16 protein-coding genes are annotated in these 15,463 nt (G+C 72.9%); 5 read left to right on the forward strand and 11 right to left on the reverse strand.

Annotation, left to right across the window (positions count from 1 at the left end; translation table 11 throughout):
• Positions 1–114: 114 nt before the first annotated feature.
• The 4 genes from ACQSSQ_RS04385 (at position 115) to ACQSSQ_RS04400 (ending at position 3,837) form a co-directional block, all read left to right on the forward strand.
• Positions 115–852 carry an aggregation-promoting factor C-terminal-like domain-containing protein gene (locus ACQSSQ_RS04385; protein ID WP_431325812.1) on the forward strand — a complete coding sequence of 246 codons (738 nt, stop codon included), beginning with the start codon at positions 115–117 and terminating at the stop codon, positions 850–852.
• Positions 853–879: 27 nt separating this feature from the next.
• Positions 880–1,851, forward strand: coding sequence for an alpha/beta hydrolase (locus ACQSSQ_RS04390; RefSeq protein WP_431325813.1), 972 nt, complete (start codon positions 880–882; stop codon positions 1,849–1,851).
• Positions 1,848–3,296 carry a DUF2079 domain-containing protein gene (locus tag ACQSSQ_RS04395; protein WP_431325814.1) on the forward strand — a complete coding sequence of 483 codons (1,449 nt, stop codon included), beginning with the start codon at positions 1,848–1,850 and terminating at the stop codon, positions 3,294–3,296. The genes ACQSSQ_RS04390 and ACQSSQ_RS04395 overlap by 4 nt, the downstream gene beginning before the upstream one ends.
• An 88-nt stretch (positions 3,297–3,384) precedes the next feature.
• On the forward strand, positions 3,385–3,837 hold the full coding sequence (locus ACQSSQ_RS04400; protein ID WP_431325815.1) for a hypothetical protein: 453 nt from the start codon (positions 3,385–3,387) through the stop codon (positions 3,835–3,837).
• 29 nt (positions 3,838–3,866) lie between these two features.
• On the opposite strand, the gene ACQSSQ_RS04405 is transcribed toward ACQSSQ_RS04400, so the two are convergent.
• The 11 genes from ACQSSQ_RS04405 to ACQSSQ_RS04455 all read right to left on the reverse strand — a co-directional run bounded on the left by ACQSSQ_RS04405 (position 3,867) and on the right by ACQSSQ_RS04455 (position 14,729).
• Positions 3,867–5,309, reverse strand: coding sequence for an HNH endonuclease signature motif containing protein (locus ACQSSQ_RS04405; RefSeq protein ID WP_431325816.1), 1,443 nt, complete (start codon positions 5,307–5,309; stop codon positions 3,867–3,869).
• A 167-nt stretch (positions 5,310–5,476) separates the two neighbouring features.
• Positions 5,477–6,448 (reverse strand): sugar phosphate isomerase/epimerase family protein, encoded by a 972-nt coding sequence (locus tag ACQSSQ_RS04410; RefSeq protein WP_431325817.1) that lies wholly within the window; start codon positions 6,446–6,448, stop codon positions 5,477–5,479.
• 186 nt (positions 6,449–6,634) lie between these two features.
• Positions 6,635–8,029 (reverse strand): class II fumarate hydratase, encoded by a 1,395-nt coding sequence (locus tag ACQSSQ_RS04415; RefSeq protein ID WP_431325818.1) that lies wholly within the window; start codon positions 8,027–8,029, stop codon positions 6,635–6,637.
• A 42-nt stretch (positions 8,030–8,071) separates the two neighbouring features.
• Positions 8,072–8,710 carry a spermidine synthase gene (locus ACQSSQ_RS04420; protein WP_431325819.1) on the reverse strand — a complete coding sequence of 213 codons (639 nt, stop codon included), beginning with the start codon at positions 8,708–8,710 and terminating at the stop codon, positions 8,072–8,074.
• Positions 8,694–9,593, reverse strand: coding sequence for an alpha/beta fold hydrolase (locus tag ACQSSQ_RS04425; protein WP_431325820.1), 900 nt, complete (start codon positions 9,591–9,593; stop codon positions 8,694–8,696). The genes ACQSSQ_RS04420 and ACQSSQ_RS04425 overlap by 17 nt, the downstream gene beginning before the upstream one ends.
• Positions 9,590–10,510 carry a carbohydrate kinase family protein gene (locus ACQSSQ_RS04430; protein ID WP_431325821.1) on the reverse strand — a complete coding sequence of 307 codons (921 nt, stop codon included), beginning with the start codon at positions 10,508–10,510 and terminating at the stop codon, positions 9,590–9,592. The genes ACQSSQ_RS04425 and ACQSSQ_RS04430 overlap by 4 nt, the downstream gene beginning before the upstream one ends.
• Before the next feature lie 7 nt (positions 10,511–10,517).
• Positions 10,518–11,555, reverse strand: coding sequence for a class II fructose-bisphosphatase (glpX, locus tag ACQSSQ_RS04435; RefSeq protein WP_431325822.1), 1,038 nt, complete (start codon positions 11,553–11,555; stop codon positions 10,518–10,520).
• An 82-nt stretch (positions 11,556–11,637) separates the two neighbouring features.
• Positions 11,638–12,639, reverse strand: coding sequence for an ABC transporter ATP-binding protein (locus tag ACQSSQ_RS04440; RefSeq protein ID WP_431325823.1), 1,002 nt, complete (start codon positions 12,637–12,639; stop codon positions 11,638–11,640).
• A gap of 25 nt (positions 12,640–12,664) precedes the next feature.
• Positions 12,665–13,546, reverse strand: a complete 882-nt coding sequence (locus ACQSSQ_RS04445; protein ID WP_431325824.1) for an ABC transporter permease — start codon at positions 13,544–13,546, stop codon at positions 12,665–12,667.
• Positions 13,546–14,334: a molybdate ABC transporter substrate-binding protein gene (gene modA / locus ACQSSQ_RS04450; RefSeq protein WP_431325825.1), complete on the reverse strand. Its 789-nt coding sequence runs from the start codon at positions 14,332–14,334 to the stop codon at positions 13,546–13,548. Before modA ends, ACQSSQ_RS04445 begins: the two co-directional genes overlap by 1 nt.
• Positions 14,331–14,729 carry a TOBE domain-containing protein gene (locus ACQSSQ_RS04455; protein WP_431325826.1) on the reverse strand — a complete coding sequence of 133 codons (399 nt, stop codon included), beginning with the start codon at positions 14,727–14,729 and terminating at the stop codon, positions 14,331–14,333. Before ACQSSQ_RS04455 ends, modA begins: the two co-directional genes overlap by 4 nt.
• A 118-nt stretch (positions 14,730–14,847) precedes the next feature.
• On the opposite strand from ACQSSQ_RS04455, the gene ACQSSQ_RS04460 reads away from it, so the two are divergent.
• Positions 14,848–15,450 (forward strand): DUF4245 domain-containing protein, encoded by a 603-nt coding sequence (locus tag ACQSSQ_RS04460; RefSeq protein ID WP_431325827.1) that lies wholly within the window; start codon positions 14,848–14,850, stop codon positions 15,448–15,450.
• Positions 15,451–15,463 lie beyond the last annotated feature (13 nt).

Raw genomic sequence — 15,463 nt, forward strand, 5'->3', positions numbered from 1 at the left:
GGTCAAAGGGCGATTTGACCGTATTGTCCGCGGTTGACGGTTTGATTACGTTTTGATCTCGTCGCATGCTGGGGGCTTCCGCGTACCGCGACTCCTTCCCCCGGAGGACCCCGAGTGACCGACCCCCGCACGCCTGTGCGCCGTCCTGGTGCCCAGGACGGCCGACGCAAGGCTGAACGCACCTCCCTGACCACCCGCCTCGTCACGCGAGCCCGCACGCCGCGTGGCCGCATCGGGGTGGTGGGGACCACTGTCGCGGCCCTGGCCGTCGTCGGCGGCGCCGCGCTGGGCGCGACCGGCGCCGCACCCGAGCCCGAGGTGGCTTCGATCAGCGGTCTGGAGAAGCTCGACGCGACGACCGCCACCCCGTCGTCCGGCGCGGGCGCCGACGCCGGCGAGCGCGACACCAGCGAGGTCTCGCGCTCGGCCGAGCGGCCCGCGGTCCCCGAGGAGTCGGCGGCGCCGAAGCCGTCGGTCGCGGACGCGAAGAAGAAGCAGGTCGCCGCCTCCGGTCGTGCCGCCAAGGTCATCACCGAGACCGCCCGCATGCAGGACCGCGACCCGCGCGAGATCGCCAAGGCGATGCTGGCCGACTTCGGCTTCAGCGGCCAGTTCCAGTGCCTGGACGACCTCTGGGTCGGCGAGAGCAACTGGCGCTGGAACGCCGACAACCCGACCTCGAGCGCGTACGGCATCCCGCAGGCGCTGCCCGGCTCCAAGATGGCGTCGGTCGGGGCGGACTGGGAGACGAACCCCGCGACGCAGATCAAGTGGGGCCTCGGCTACATCAAGGACCGCTTCGGCGACCCCTGCTCGGCGCTGTCGTTCAAGCAGGGCAACGGCTGGTACTGAGCCGGTCCCGGCGGCCATGATGTCGCCATGCGCGACTCCGAGCCCCGGTCCACGGGCAGGGGCCTGTCGCGCCGCCGCCTTCTGGCCGGTACGGCGGTGGTCGCCGGTGGCGGCGCCCTCGCCGTCGGGCTCGCGGGCGGCGCCGTGCCCGGCTGGTCCCGGATGCTCGGCGCCCTGGACGCGGACGGCGAGGACGTCGCCGTCCCCGACGTCCGCCCTGGTCGCCTCCTGACGGGCACGTTCACCTCGGCCGCCCGCGGCGGACGGTCGACCGGGTGGACGGTCGCGCTGCCGCCCGGATCTCAGCGCGACCTGCCGGTGGCGGTGGTCCTCCACGGCCGTGGCAACGACCACGCGTCGGCGTTCCGGCGCCGCTACCTCGGTCTGGACCGCTTCCTGGCCGCCGCGGCGTCCGGCGGGGTGCCGCCGTTCGCGCTCGCCTCCGTCGACGGCGCCGAGACCTACTGGCACGCGCGCGACGACGGTGACGACACCGCGTCGATGGTCGTCGACGAGCTCCTGCCGCTGCTCGAGGGTCACGGCCTGCGCACCGGACGCATCGGCCTCCTGGGCTGGTCGATGGGCGGTTTCGGGGCGCTGCACCTCGCGGGACTCCTCGGGCGCGAGCGCGTTGCCGGCGTGGCGGCCATGAGCCCGGCGCTGTGGCACGACTTCGAGGACACCGCACCAGGGGCGTACGACGACGCCGAGGACTTCGCCGAGGTGACCGTGATGGGGCGCCAGGAGGCCCTGGCCGGGATCCCGCTCCGGCTCGACTGCGGGACGGGAGACCCGTTCGCGTCCGCGGTCCGCGACTACGTCCGCGGGTTCCCCGACGGGAGCGAGCCCCGAGGCGGACTCCAGCCCGGACGGCACGACGTCGGGTACTGGCGGCGGACGGCCCCGAAGGAGCTGCACTTCCTCGGGAACGCCCTCGCCCGCCCCGCACGAAGCGCGGCGGCAGCCGCTGCGGAGCGGCCGGATACCGTGTCCGCATGACCGATCCCGCCGCCGAGGAGGAGACCGGCGCACGCCGGCGTGCCGGGCTCGTCGGTGCCCTCGGCCCAGCGCTGCTCGCGGTCCTGTGCGGCACGGCGTACGCGACGCTCTCGCTGCTGCGCTTCGGGCGGTTCGAGACGCCGTCGTGGGACAACGCGATCTTCGAGCAGGCCATCGCGGCCTACTCGCGGCTCGAGGCGCCGATCGTCGACATCAAGGCACCCGGCTACAACATCCTGGGTGACCACTTCTCGCCGGTCACGGCGCTCGTCGCCCCGTTCTACCGGGTGTTCCCCGACGGCCGCACGCTGCTCTTCGCCCAGGCCGTCCTGGTCGCCCTCTCGGTCTGGGTGATCGCGCGCGGAGCCGTCCGGCTGCTCGGGAACGCGGGCGGACTCGCCGTCGGCCTCGCGTACGGGCTCTCCTTCGGGATCGCCTCCGCCGTGTGGGTCGACTTCCACGAGGTGGCCTTCGGTGCGCTGTTCCTCGCCCTGTCCGGCATCGCGTACGTCGAGCGACGCTGGTGGGCGGCAGCGATGTGGTCGCTGCCGCTGCTGCTGGTCAAGGAGGACCTCGGACTGACCGTCCTCGCGGTCGGTGCGGTGCTCGCACTGTCCGGCGCACGCCGGATCGGCCTCGCGACCGCCGCGATCGGGCTGGCGGGGTTCGTGCTCACGCTCGCGGTGGTCATCCCGGCGTTCAACCCCGGTGGCGGCTACGACTACGTCGGGGTGATCGGCGCCGGCGGCGAGGGCGGACCAGGCCCGTGGACGACGTTCTGGACCGGGTGGGACCTCAAGCTGCCGACCCTGCTGGCGACCTTCGGGATCACCGGCTTCCTCGCGCTGCGGTCGCCGTGGGTCCTGGTGGCGGGGCCGACGCTGCTCTGGCGCTTCGTCGGCGACAACGCGTACTACTGGGGCACGGACTGGCACTACGGCCTCGTCGTCATGCCGGTCGTGTTCGCCGCGATGCTCGACGCGATCGCGCGGTTGCGCGCGGCGGGGGAGACCGACGAGCGGACCCGCTGGACATGGGCGTCGCCGGTCTGGCTCCGCCGCTACGCGACGCACGTCCCGGCCCTGGTCGCGGGCGTCGCCCTGGCCCTGGTGTCGCAGTACCCGCTGGCGCGCCTGGTCCAGGCGGAGACCTACGAGGCCAGTCCCCGCGCCGCCGCAGCGCAAGAGGTCCTCGACCTGGTCCCCGAGGGCGCGCGCGTGGAGACGGACATCGGGCTCATCACCCACCTCGCGAGCGGGCGGACCGTCTACTGGACCGGCACGGTCGGTGACGCGGTGCCGGACTGGATGGTGATCGACGCCTACACCGGCTGGGGCGGCCAGGCGCCGGACGCGGCGGCGTACGCCCGCCAGCAGCACCCGGGCACCTCCTGGGAGGTCGTGCTGGACCGCGACGGCTACCAGGTCGCGCGGCGGCTCGGCTGACGCGGTGCGCGCGGGGCGGCGGCCCGCCTGCGCTGTCGGCGGTCCCCGCGTCGATCAGGGCGACCCTCACGTCGACCAGACTGTGCCCATGCCTCGCCTCCTTGTCCTGTTCCTCGGTGTGGTCGGCGGGGCCGTCGTAGCCGTCGCGGGCCTCGTGGTCGTCCGTTCGGTCGTCGGCATGACGACGCTCGGCGTGGACCAGCGCACCCTGGCGTGTGGCACGGAGAGTGGGCCCGCCCAGGTCTGCGTCGTCCGCCTGTCGCGACCGGAGCTGCTCGTCGTCCCCGGGCGGCACGAGATCCAGGTGCGTCGGACCGGCGTCCCGCGGGCGTTGTATGCCGACGATCCGTTCGGCGCACACACCCCTGACGACGCGCTCGACGTCGATCTCGGCAACGGCAACGGGGGCAACGGCGGCGGGGGCAACGGCGACGGGGGCAACGGCAACGAGGACGACAACGACGGCGGTGTCGTCGTGCGTGGCCCGGCGTTCACCCTCCGATGGACGTCGGACGAGGTGGACTCGCTCCTGACCGACTGATCGTTGCGGCGCCCGCGGGCGGGACCCACTCATGCCGCGGGCTCCGAGGAGGAACGGCGAGGTCTCCACCGGTCGTTGCGCTGGGGCAGGCGCAGCGGATCGATCCGCGCCGGGGAGATGAACTCGGGTTGTCCGTCCTCGGCGATCCGCACCTCCCACCCGCCGTGGTGGAGGCGTCGGTGGTCGGTCGCGCACACGAGGACGCCCTCGGCGAGGTTGGTGCTGCCACCGGTGGACCAGGGGTTGGCGTGGTGGGCCTCGCACCAGCCCGGCGGCCGGTCGCACCCGGGGAACGCGCACCCGCCGTCGCGGTGCGCGAGCGCGAGTCGTTGAGCGGTGGTGAAGAGTCGGCGACTCCGCCCTACGTCGAGCACACGTCCATCGCGACCGAGCACGGCGGGCAGGATCTCGGCGTTGCAGGCGATGAGGCGCAGCTCGGTCGGGGAGATGCGGGTGCCGTGGCTGGTGGTCCCGGCACGCTCGATCCGGCCGCGCAGCGCATCCTCGTCGATGGTCACCATCAGGGCCGCACTGACGCCGCCGTGGTTGCCGTAGGACGACCTCGGCAGGTGCCGTAGGACCTCGACGAATGCCGCGCCCAACCTCTGCGGGTAGTCCGAACCGGGCGCTTCACGCGTGTCTCGTTGGTCGGCCACCGCGCCCCCTGCGACCGCGCCCCCTGCGACCGCGCCCCCTGCGACCAGGTCCCCTGCGACCACCCCCTCCGCTGTTTCCGCCTCCGTGGCCGTCGCCGCGTCTGCCACCTCGCCCGCGCGCTCGTCGCACGCCCGCTTGCGAGGGGCAGCGAACGATTCCAGGACCGACCGCAGCATGTCGCCGGTGAGGGCGTCGAGGGTGAAGCCGCCCTCGACCATGCCGTCGTCGCCCGCGCGGCTCATCCAGAACGACGTGCGACGGCGTGCCCGCCGCTCCTCCTGCTGGAGCGTGCGCGCCTCGAGATCGTCGGCGCGGGCGGCGTCGACGACCTCGACCGCGCGCTTCGCCGCCCGCTGGAGGTCCTCCAGCGAGTGGCGGCGGGCCTTGTCGACCAGGTCGGACTCCACCGCGTCACGCTGCTCCGCGTCGAGGTCCGCGGGCAGGCCGTGCAGGGCGCCCGCGATGACCCGAGCCTTGTCCGCGCTCATCCCGGGTTGCGTCATCGCCTCCCGGGTCCGCGGCGCCTCGCGCTGCAGCTGCTGCGCCAGCCTGAGCTCGCGCGCCGCCTCCCGCTGGGAGACCCCGGACGTGCGGGCGAGCCAGGCGCCCGTCGTCGCGGCACCCTGAGACGCCGCGACGTTCCTCGCGTCGGCCAGCGCCGTCATCTCGAGCATCAGGGCGCGGGAGTGGCGCTGCATCGTCTGCGTCAGCTGCATCGCTGTGGCGAGGTCGTCCACGCCCAGCGCTGCCAGGGACTCCCGATCGGTGGCTGCGCGTTCCAGCACCGCAGCGGCGGTCCGGAGATCGGCGATCACGTCAGCGCCTCTCGACGACGGGCGACCCTCATGGCGGGGCCATTACCCGGTCGACGCTATCGGCGGGCGATCGGCCCCCACAGTCCCGCGAACGAGGCTGTGGAGGACCGGCCGCCTTCTCGTCCTGTGGACGAGTCGAGCCGAGTCGAGGCCAGGCGCCGCCGCGGTCAGAACCGCAGGTTGCGCAGGTACGCGTACCCGACCTCGGCCGTCTGGCGCGGGGTGACGTCGGGCTGGTCGTTCTCGACGATGTACTCCTCGACCTGGTGGTGCGCGAAGATCCGCGGGAAGTCGAGGTGACCCGTCCCGAGGTCGCACATGATGCCGGTCTCGGGGTTGCGGTCCTTGACGTGGTACTGCCGGACCTTCAGCGGAGCCGCGTCGATGTGCTCGGCGATGTAGCCCTCGACGTCGTCCGCGCCGTCGCCGCTCTGGATCGCCCCCGTCGCGATCCAGTAGAGGTCGACCTCGAAGTGGACGAGGTGCGGGTCGAGCTCGGCGCAGAAGATGTCCCACGGGCGCTGGCCGTTGGTCAGCGGCAGGAACTCGTGGGCGTGGTTGTGGTAGCCGTAGCGCAGTCCCTCGCGCGAGGCCGCCGCCGCCTCGCTGTTGATCTGGTAGGCCCACCGCTTCCACTGCTCGGGGTCGGTCGAGGCGAGGTACGGGACGACCAGCGAGTGCTGGCCGAGCGTGTTGGCGTTGTCGAGCTTCTCGTACAGCGCCGTCCGGGTGCTCGAGAGGCCGTCGTGGCTCGAGGACGTGCGGATGCCGAGCCGGTCATGGAAGCGGCGCAGCTCACCGGCCGTACGCCCGTAGTAGCCGGCCTGCTCGACCTTGCGGTAGCCCGTCTTCGCGACGTACCGCAACGTGCCGTCGTAGTCCTTCGCCAGGTCGGAGCGGAGCGTGTAGAGCTGGATGCTGATCGCGTTGGGGTTGAGGCGTCGTCGCCCCGCCCCCGGCCTGCCCGTCGCGTGGTCCGGTCCGGCCTGCCCGGCCGCCGCGGCGGTCCCGGGGACACCCAGCGCGAGCGCGCCGGCCGCGGCCGTACCGGCGAAGACGCGGAGGAGTCGCCGCCGGTCCATGCCGCTGCGTTCTGCGGCCTCGTCGAGGGCCCCGTGGCCGTCGTATCCGTAGCACATGTTCGTCCTCCCAGAGGGTTGAGGTTGTGACGAACGTAATGCAGATCACATCGGTCTTACAACAGCAGGCATCGAACTTTTGAACATCGCGCGTCATAAGATCGGGAGCGTTCGGGGGTACAGCAAGGCCGGGGCCCCTGCACGCGCAGGGACCCCGGCCTTGGTGCCGAACCGGTCGGCGTCAGCTCACGGGTGCGTCATGGAGAGCACGTCGAGCGCCGCGTCGAGCTGCTCGACGGTCAGCCTGCCCTCGTCCACGAAGCCCATGTCCAGCACCGTCTGGCGGATCGTCTTCTTCTCCTTGAGCGCCGTCTTGGCGACCTTGGCGGCGTTCTCGTAGCCGATGTACTTGTTGAGCGGCGTGACGATCGACGGCGACGACTCGGCCAGCTCCGCGCAGCGCTCCTCGTTGGCGAGCGTGCTGGCGATGCACTTGTCGGCGAGCACGCGCGAGGAGTTCGCCAGGAGGCGGATCGACTCCAGCAGCGCCCGCGCCATCACCGGCATCTGGACGTTGAGCTCGAACGCGCCGGACTGGCCGGCGAACGTGATCGCGGTGTCGTTGCCGATGACCTGCGAGCACACCATGAGCACGGCCTCGGGGACGACCGGGTTGACCTTGCCCGGCATGATGCTCGAGCCCGGCTGCAGGTCGGGGAGGAAGAGCTCGCCCAGGCCGGTGCGCGGGCCGGAGCCCATCCAGCGCAGGTCGTTGTTGATCTTGATGAGGCTGACCGCGATCGTGCGGAGCTGGCCCGACAGCTCGACCAGGCCGTCACGCGCGCCTTGCGCCTCGAAGTGGTCGACGGCCTCCGTCAGCGGCAGACCGGTCTCCTCGCCGAGGATCGCGATCACGCGCTGGGGGAAGCCCGCCGGGGTGTTGATGCCGGTGCCGACGGCCGTACCGCCGAGCGGCACCTCGGCGACGCGGGGGAGCGCCGACTGAACCCGCTCGATGCCCCGGCGGACCTGGGCGGCGTACCCGCCGAACTCCTGGCCGAGGGTCACCGGGGTCGCGTCCATCAGGTGCGTGCGGCCGGACTTCACGATCGACGACCACTCCGACGCCTTCGCCTCGAGGGCGGTGGCGAGGTGGTCGAGACCCGGGACCAGGTCGTTGGTCGCGGCCTCGGTCGCGGCGACGTGGATCGACGTCGGGAAGGTGTCGTTGGACGACTGCGACGCGTTGACGTGGTCGTTCGGGTGGACCTCACGGCCGAGGCTGCGGGTCGCGAGCGTCGAGATGACCTCGTTCATGTTCATGTTGCTCGACGTGCCCGAACCGGTCTGGAAGACGTCGATCGGGAACTGGTCGTCGTGCCGACCGTCGGCGACCTCCTGGGCGGCCGCGATGATCGCGTCGGCCACGTCCTGGTCGATCACGCCGAGCTCGGCGTTCGCCTTCGCGCAGGCCAGCTTCACCAGCGCGATCGCGCGGATGTGCTGCGGCTCGAGGGTGCTGCCCGAGATCGGGAAGTTCTCGACCGCGCGCTGGGTCTGGGCCTTGTAGAGCGCGTTGGCGGGCACCTTGACCTCGCCCATGGTGTCGTGCTCGATGCGGTACTCGGTCTCAGTGCTCATGGGACCGAGATTATCCGGCCCCGCAGGGCCGGCCGCGAGGGGTCACCGTCGTGGGACGCGGCCTCTCAGCAGCCAGTACGCCTCCTCGCGACCCTGGAGCCGGACCGGCACCCGCTCGGCGTAGACGTGGGCGAACGACGCCCCCAGCGCGTCGCGGACCGGGGCCGAGTCGTCCATCGACCAGATGCACAGCTCGCCGAGGTCGCCCAGCCGCTCGGCGCACGTCGCGACGAACGGCGCCTCGTACACGGCCGCGTTGGTGTCGTGGACCAGGAAGTTCGGTCCGTTGTCGACGTCGAGGAGGATCACGTCGACGCCCTGCGGGTCGAGGGCGCGCACCACCTCACGGACGTCGTCGACGTGCAGGTCGACGCGACGGTCGTCGAGCAGGTCCGCGCCGGGGAGCGTGCCCTCGCGCATGAACGCGGGGATCGCGGGCTCGAGCTCGGCGACCGTGACCCGCTTGACGCGTCGGTCCGTGAGGATCTCGCGCAGCGTGAAGCCCATCCCGAGACCGCCGACGACGACGTGGCGCGGGTCCGCGGCGCCCGCCAGGGCTGCGCGGGCCAGCAGGCGCTCCGACGTGGTCTCGACGTCGTCCATGACGAACACGCCGTTGACCCGCAGCTCCAGGGCGCCGTCCTCGCGACGGCGGACGACGGCGTCACCGCGCGTGTGCATGGGACCTCCGTGCCGTGCGCGCGATCGCCGTGGCGAACAGCCCCTCGAGGGCGACCGGGATCTCGTGGGCCATGCCCGGGACGACGAGCAGCTCCGCCCCCGGCACCGCGGCCGCCGTCGCGCGACCGCCCGAGGGGTGCACCATCGGGTCGGCGCTGCCGTGGATCACGAGCGTCGGCACCCGGACGGCGCCGAGCGCCCGGGTCCGGTCGGGTTGGGTCATCACCGCGAGCATGTGACGCATCGTGCCCTGGATCGACCAGCCGCGCGCGTACGTCTCGCGGGCGCGCGCCTCGACGGCCTCGGGAGCGAGGCCGTACCGACGGCTCGAGATCGCCCGGGCGCTGCGCATCGAGCGCCGCACGTAGCCCTCCTCGCCGGTGCCGGGGGCCGCCAGCAGCATCGACGCGAGCCGTGGGTGCTGCCACCCGACGGAACGCCGTCCGGTCGTCGACATGATCGAGGTCAGCGAGCGCACGCGGTCCGGGTGCTCGACCGCGAGGGTCTGGGCCACCATGCCGCCCATCGACTGCCCGACGACGTGGGCCGCGTCGACGTCGAGCGCGTCGAGGAGGCCGGCGGCGTCGGCGGCGAGGTCCGACATCGCGTACGGCGTGCCGCGCCGCAGCCCCGAGAACGTCGCCGCGACCTGGGCGCGGCTCACGGGCAGGTCGTCGAACCGGGTCGAGCGGCCGACGTCGCGGGTGTCGAAGCGGACCACGTGGAAGCCCTGCGCGGCCAGCTCCTCGCACAGCGGCGTACGCCACCAGTTGAGCGGGCAGCCGAGCCCCATCACCAGCAGCAGCGTGGGGTCGGACGGGTCGCCGAACGTCTCGTAGGCGAGGGAGATCCCGTCGTCCAGGGTGGCGGTGCGCTCGGTCACGCGTCCATCGTAGGCAGCAGCTCCTTGCGCCAGGGCGGGTCGGCACCGGGGCGTGAGCAGGTGATCGCCGACGCCCGGACCGCCAGGTCGGCGAGCCACGTCAGGGCCTCCGCGTCGAACGCCTCCCGATCCGTCCAGCCCCGCAGGAGGAGTCCGGCGAGGAGCGCCGCCATGAAGGAGTCGCCCGCACCGATCGTGTCGGCGACCGTGATCGGCGGCGGGGTGGCCGTGACCGTGACGTCGCCGCTGATCAGCGTCGCGCCGTCGCCGCCCTGCGTGAGCGCCACGAGGCGCGGGCCGGCCGCGGCCAGCCCGGTGGCGTACGCGACCGGGTCGAGGTCGGGGGCCAGCTCGGCGGCGTCGGCGTCGCTCAGCTTGACGAAGGCGGACCGGGCGACGATCCGGTCGACGCGTGTCCGCACGTCGGCGACGTCCGGCGTGATCGCGAGCCGGACGTTGGGGTCGTACGAGACGGGGACCCCGGCGCTCACGGCCTCCTCGACCAGCCGCTCGACCGCGTCCGCGCCCGGGCTCAGGACGGCGGCGATCGAGCCGACGTGGACGAGCGAGAAGTCCGCCGCGGTCGGCATCTCGGAGGGGTCCCAGGCGAGCTCGAACCGGTACGACGCCACGCCGGCGTCGTCGAGCTCGGCCAGCGCGACCGCGCTGTCGCCCCGGTGCGGCGGGAGCGAGCGCAGGTCGACGTCAGAGGCGTCCACGTGGTCGCGCAGGAGGTCGCCGTAGTCGTCGTCGCCGACCTGGGCCGCCAGGACGGTGGGCAGGTCGAGGCGCGCGAGCCCGACGGCGACGTTGAGCGGCGAGCCGCCCGGGTGGGCCGACTCGTGCCCGGCGGAGTCGCGGGTCAGGTCGACGAGGGCCTCGCCGACCACCAGGGTGCGGCCGGGGACCGGAGGCATCGGCGGCTCAGCTCTCGTAGTCGATCGCGGCGTACGCGCGGAGCTTCTCCATGCGGTGCTCGGAGATGATCTTGCGGTACGTGCCCGAGCGCGAGCGCATCACGAGAGACTCGGTGATCGCGATGCCGGAGCCGTATCGGACGCCGCGCATCAGCTCGCCGTCGGTGATGCCGCTGGCCACGAAGAAGCAGTCGTCGCCCTTGACCAGGTCGTCGGTGCCGAGGACCGCGTCGACGTCGAGCCCGGCGTCGACCGCCTTCTGCCGCTCCTCGTCGTCGGTGGGCCACAGCCTGCCCTGGACCGCACCGCCGAGCGCCTTCATCGCGCACGCGGTGATGATGCCCTCGGGGGTGCCGCCGACGCCCGCGAGGATGTCGACGCCGGTACCGGGGCGGGCGGCGTAGATGGAACCCGCGACGTCGCCGTCGGTGATGAACTTGATGCGCGCGCCGGTCGCGCGGATCTCGTCGACGAGACCCTGGTGGCGCGGGCGGTCGAGGACGCAGACGGTGACCGACGAGACCGAGAGGTTCTTGGCCTTGGCGACCAGACGGATGTTCTCCGAGATCGGGAGGCGGATGTCGATGACGTCGGCCGCCTCGGGCCCGACCGCCAGCTTGTCCATGTAGAAGACGGCGGACGGGTCGAACATCGCGCCGCGGGGAGCGACCGCGAGGACGGAGACTGCGCCCGGCATGCCCTTCGCCGTCAGGGTCGTGCCGTCGATCGGGTCCACTGCGACGTCCGCCTCGGGACCGGTGCCGTCGCCGACCTCCTCGCCGTTGAACAGCATCGGGGCGTTGTCCTTCTCGCCCTCGCCGATCACGACGACGCCGCGCATGCCGACGGTGTTGATCAGCGACCGCATCGCGTTGACCGCGACCCCGTCGGCGCCGTTCTTGTCGCCCCGGCCGACCCAGCGGCCCGCGGCCATCGCCGCCGCCTCGGTCACGCGGACCAGGTCGAGGGCGAGGTTGCGGTCGGGCGCCTCGGCGGCGGGGGTGAGAGGGCCTGGCAGCTTCGATCCGTGCGCGCTGTCGGTCATGGCGGCATCCTACGTCCGCGCCGCCGTCGTCTCGGGGTCGGCATTTTCGCGGTCCGCACCACAATTGCGGGCGGGCGCGCGGTCAGTCCTCGAACGTCGTCACCTCGGTCGCCTTCACGCTCGCCCACACGTCGGCGCCCTCGTGGAGGTCGAGCGCGGCGACCGCGGCGCGGGTGACGTCGGCGAGCAGCGGGACCTCGCCGACGAGCTGGATGCGGACGGCGTCGCCGTGCGGGACGAGGCTCGCGATCCGCAGCCGCCACAGGTTGCGCGCCGACGTGACCGGCTCCTCCCGGTAGAGCGTGACGGCCGTGGGGGAGAACGTACGGAAGGTGTCGCCGTCGCGGAGCAGGTTCATCCCCATCAGGTGCGCGACGTACTCCGTCCGGGGGCGGCGGGCGATCGCGTCGGGCGTCCCCTCCTGCGTGACGCGACCCGCCTCGAGGACGGCGACGCGATCGGCAAGGACGAACGCGTCGAGCGGGTCGTGCGAGACCAGCACCGTCACGCCGCCGAAGTCGCGGACGTGGTGGCGCAGGAACGCCCGGACCTGCGCCGTGACGGCGACGTCGAGCGCGGAGGTCGGCTCGTCCAGGAGGAGCAGCGCGGGGTCGCAGGCGAGCGCGCGGACGATCGCGACGCGCTGGCGCTGCCCACCGGACAGCCGCGACGCCTTGCGGTCGGCGAGGTCGGCGAGGCCGGTGCGCTCGAGCGCCTCCAGCGCACGCGCCCGGGCGTCGCGCTGCCGCAGCCTCCCCGCGCCCGGGTGGTGCCGCAGGCCGAAGGCGACGTTGTCGCGCACGGTCAGGTGCGGGAAGAGCAGCGGGTCCTGGAAGACCATCGCGAGGTCGCGCTGCGGGGTCGGCACCCGGACACCGGTGCCGGTGTCGTCGAGGATGCGGTCGTCGAGGGCGACGCGGCCCCGCGCCGGTGCGGTGAGGCCCGCGAGCGTCCGCAGCACGCTGCTCTTGCCGGCGCCGTTGGGTCCGACCAGCGTCAGCACCTCGCCCGGCTCGACCGCGAGCCGTACCTCGATCGCGAGCGCCCCCCGGGGCAGGGCGAGGTCGGCCTCGAGGCCCTTCATGGGCTCACCGCCCGTGCTGCGCGGCTCACGCGCGGGCCGCCCACGAGCCGCGGAGGCCGGCGAGCACCGCCACGCTGATCAGCAGCAGGATCACGCTCAGCATGATCGCGGTGTCGGCGTCGGACTGCATCGCGCTGTAGATCTGCAGCGGCATCGTCCGCGTCACCCCGGGCACGCTGCCGGCGAACGTGATCGTGGCGCCGAACTCGCCGAGCGCCCGTGCCCAGGCCAGCGCGGCCCCCGCCGCGATCCCCGGCCCGGCCAGCGGCAGCGTCACCCGGACGAACGTGACGAGTCGTCGCGCCCCGAGAGTGGCGGCGACCTCGTCGTAGCGGGGATCGGCGGTCCGCAGGGAACCTTCCACGCTCATCACCAGGAAGGGCAGTGCGACGAACGTCTGAGCCAGGACGACGGCTGCGGTCGTGAACGGCACCGTGATCCCGAACGCCTCGTCGAGCCACTGGCCCACGACCCCGCGCCGGCCGAACGCCATCAGCAGCGCCACGCCGCCGACCACGGGCGGCAGGACGAGCGGGACGCTGACCAGCGCACGGACCGTCCCGCTCCCGCGGAAGGACGTCCGCGCGAGCAGCCACGCGAGCGGGACGCCGAGCACGAGGCACAGGACGGTGGCGATCGTCGACGTCACGAGGCTCAGGCGCAGCGCGTCGAGGATCTCCGGCTCCCGCACCCGCTCGAGGAAGGTCGACCAGGGTGCGCGGAGGAGGAGCCCGACCAGCGGCAGCAGGAGGAGGAGCAGCGCGAGCAGCGAGGGGACGACCAGCGCCACGGGGACCCGCCCGAGCGCCGGCCGGTCCTGCGGCCCGCGCCCCCGGCGTACCCGGTCCTCGACGAGCGCCGTCTCGACGAGGGCCGTCTCGTCGGCAAGCTCCCGTGGCTCGCTCATCAGGACGCCGCTGGTCCGAACCCGTGGTCGGCGAGGATCTTCTGGCCCGGGTCGCTGAGCACGAGGTCGACGAACGCCTGGGCGTCGTCGGCGTTCTCGGCGTCCTTCAGCACGGTGATCGGGTTGACGTTGACGACCTCCGAGGCGTTCTCCGCCTCGACCGACTCCACGTCGTCGCCGGCGGCGAGCGCGTCGGAGCGGTAGACGAGGCCCGCGTCGACCTCACCCAGCGTGACCTTGGTCAGGACGCCCTTGACGTTCTCCTCCTCGGTCGTCGGCTCTGCGGTGCTGCCGTCGAGCGCGAGCAGGCGCTTCGCGGCGTCGCCGCACGGCGCCTGCGGGACGCACACGGCGAACGTGGCGGTGCCGAGGTCGTCGATCCCGCCGACCTTCCCCGGGTTGCCCGGCGGGGTGACGATGATCAGCGTGTTGGTCGCGAACGTGGTGGGGTCACCGGCGGCGTGGCCGGCGTCGACGACCGACCCCATGGTCTTCTCGTCGGCGGTGGCGAGGACGTCGCCCGGACTGCCCTGGTCGACCTGCTCCGCGAGGACGGCCGAGGAGTCGTAGGAGAGCCGGACCTCCACGCCGTCGTGCTCGGACTCGAAGACGTCGGCGATCTCGTCGAAGGACTCGGTCAGCGACGCGGCCGCGAGCACGGTCAGGGTGCGGTCTTCGCCGGAGTCGGCGCCGGCGTCGTCGTCGCTGCCGCAGGCGGTGAGCGTGAGCGCAGCGACGGCGGCCGCGGCCGCGGCGAGGAGGGCGGGCGTACGAAGGACGTGCTTCATGGACCTACCTCGAGGGTGACGTTGGTGGCCTTCACACCGGCGACGGCGACGACGCCGACCTCCAGGCCGAGGTCGCGCACCGCCTCGGCGCTGATCAGCGAGACGACCCGGAAGGGGCCGCAGCACAGCTCGACCTGGGCCATCACCGTGTCGGCGACGACCCGCGTGACGATGCCGCGGAACTGGTTGCGGGCGCTGCGTGCGTGGGGCCGCGCGGAATCCTCGCCGGCATCGGCCAGCTCGACGGCGAGGGCGGCGAGCTCGCGACCATCGACGGCTGCGGCGCCGGACGAGGTCCGCGTCGGGGTGAACCGGCCCTGGTCGCCCCACCGTCGGATCGTGTCGTCGCTGACGCCGAGCAGGTCGGCGGCCTCGGAGTAGCGGTACGCAGGCACGGCAGAAACCTAGCGCATCGGGGCGCAGATGCGGAGGCGTACGCGGGATCAACCCGCGCGTGCGGACTTGGTGCGGTGCTGCGTGAGGGCGCCTGGACCGGCCTGGGAGAATGGAGGAGTGAGCAGCACCGACCCCTCGACGACGTCGTCGTCGGCGTCCGAGGCAGGGCCTGTCCAGGCCGAGGCCCCGCCGACGAAGGCGCGCTCGTCCTACGGAAACCCCAGCTTCGCCGACATCGCCCGGTCGATGCTGGTGATGGGGGCGATCCTGGTCGGGCTCTTCGTCGTCGGCAACTTCTTCTGGGGCAACTCCGCCGGGGAGCGCCCGCCCGTCGCTTACGAGCAGACGGTGAAGGAGGTACGCCAGAGCGCGCCGTACCCCGTCTACGCGCCGACGTCGCTGCCCGAGGGCTGGCGTTCGAACGGGGTGCTCTACCGGCCGGGTCGCGAGGGGCGCTGGCACCTGGGGATCCTCACCGACGGCGACCGCTACATCGGGCTGGAGCAGCAGATCGACTCCGCGCCCCGCATGGTGGAGAAGTACGCCCCTGCGGTCGAGCAGCGGGAAGACGTCGAGGTCGCCGGCAAGACCTGGCAGCTCTGGACGGGCGACGGTGAGACGACCTTCGTCCGCGAGGAGGGCGAGATGACGGTGCTGGTCACCGGACCGGCTCCGCGCAAGGACATCGAGCACTTCATCGGGCTGCTCACCACCGGCTGACCGCCTCGGCCTC

This window comes from Mumia spirodelae (genome assembly GCF_050632745.1).
GTDB lineage: Bacteria > Actinomycetota > Actinomycetes > Propionibacteriales > Nocardioidaceae > Mumia.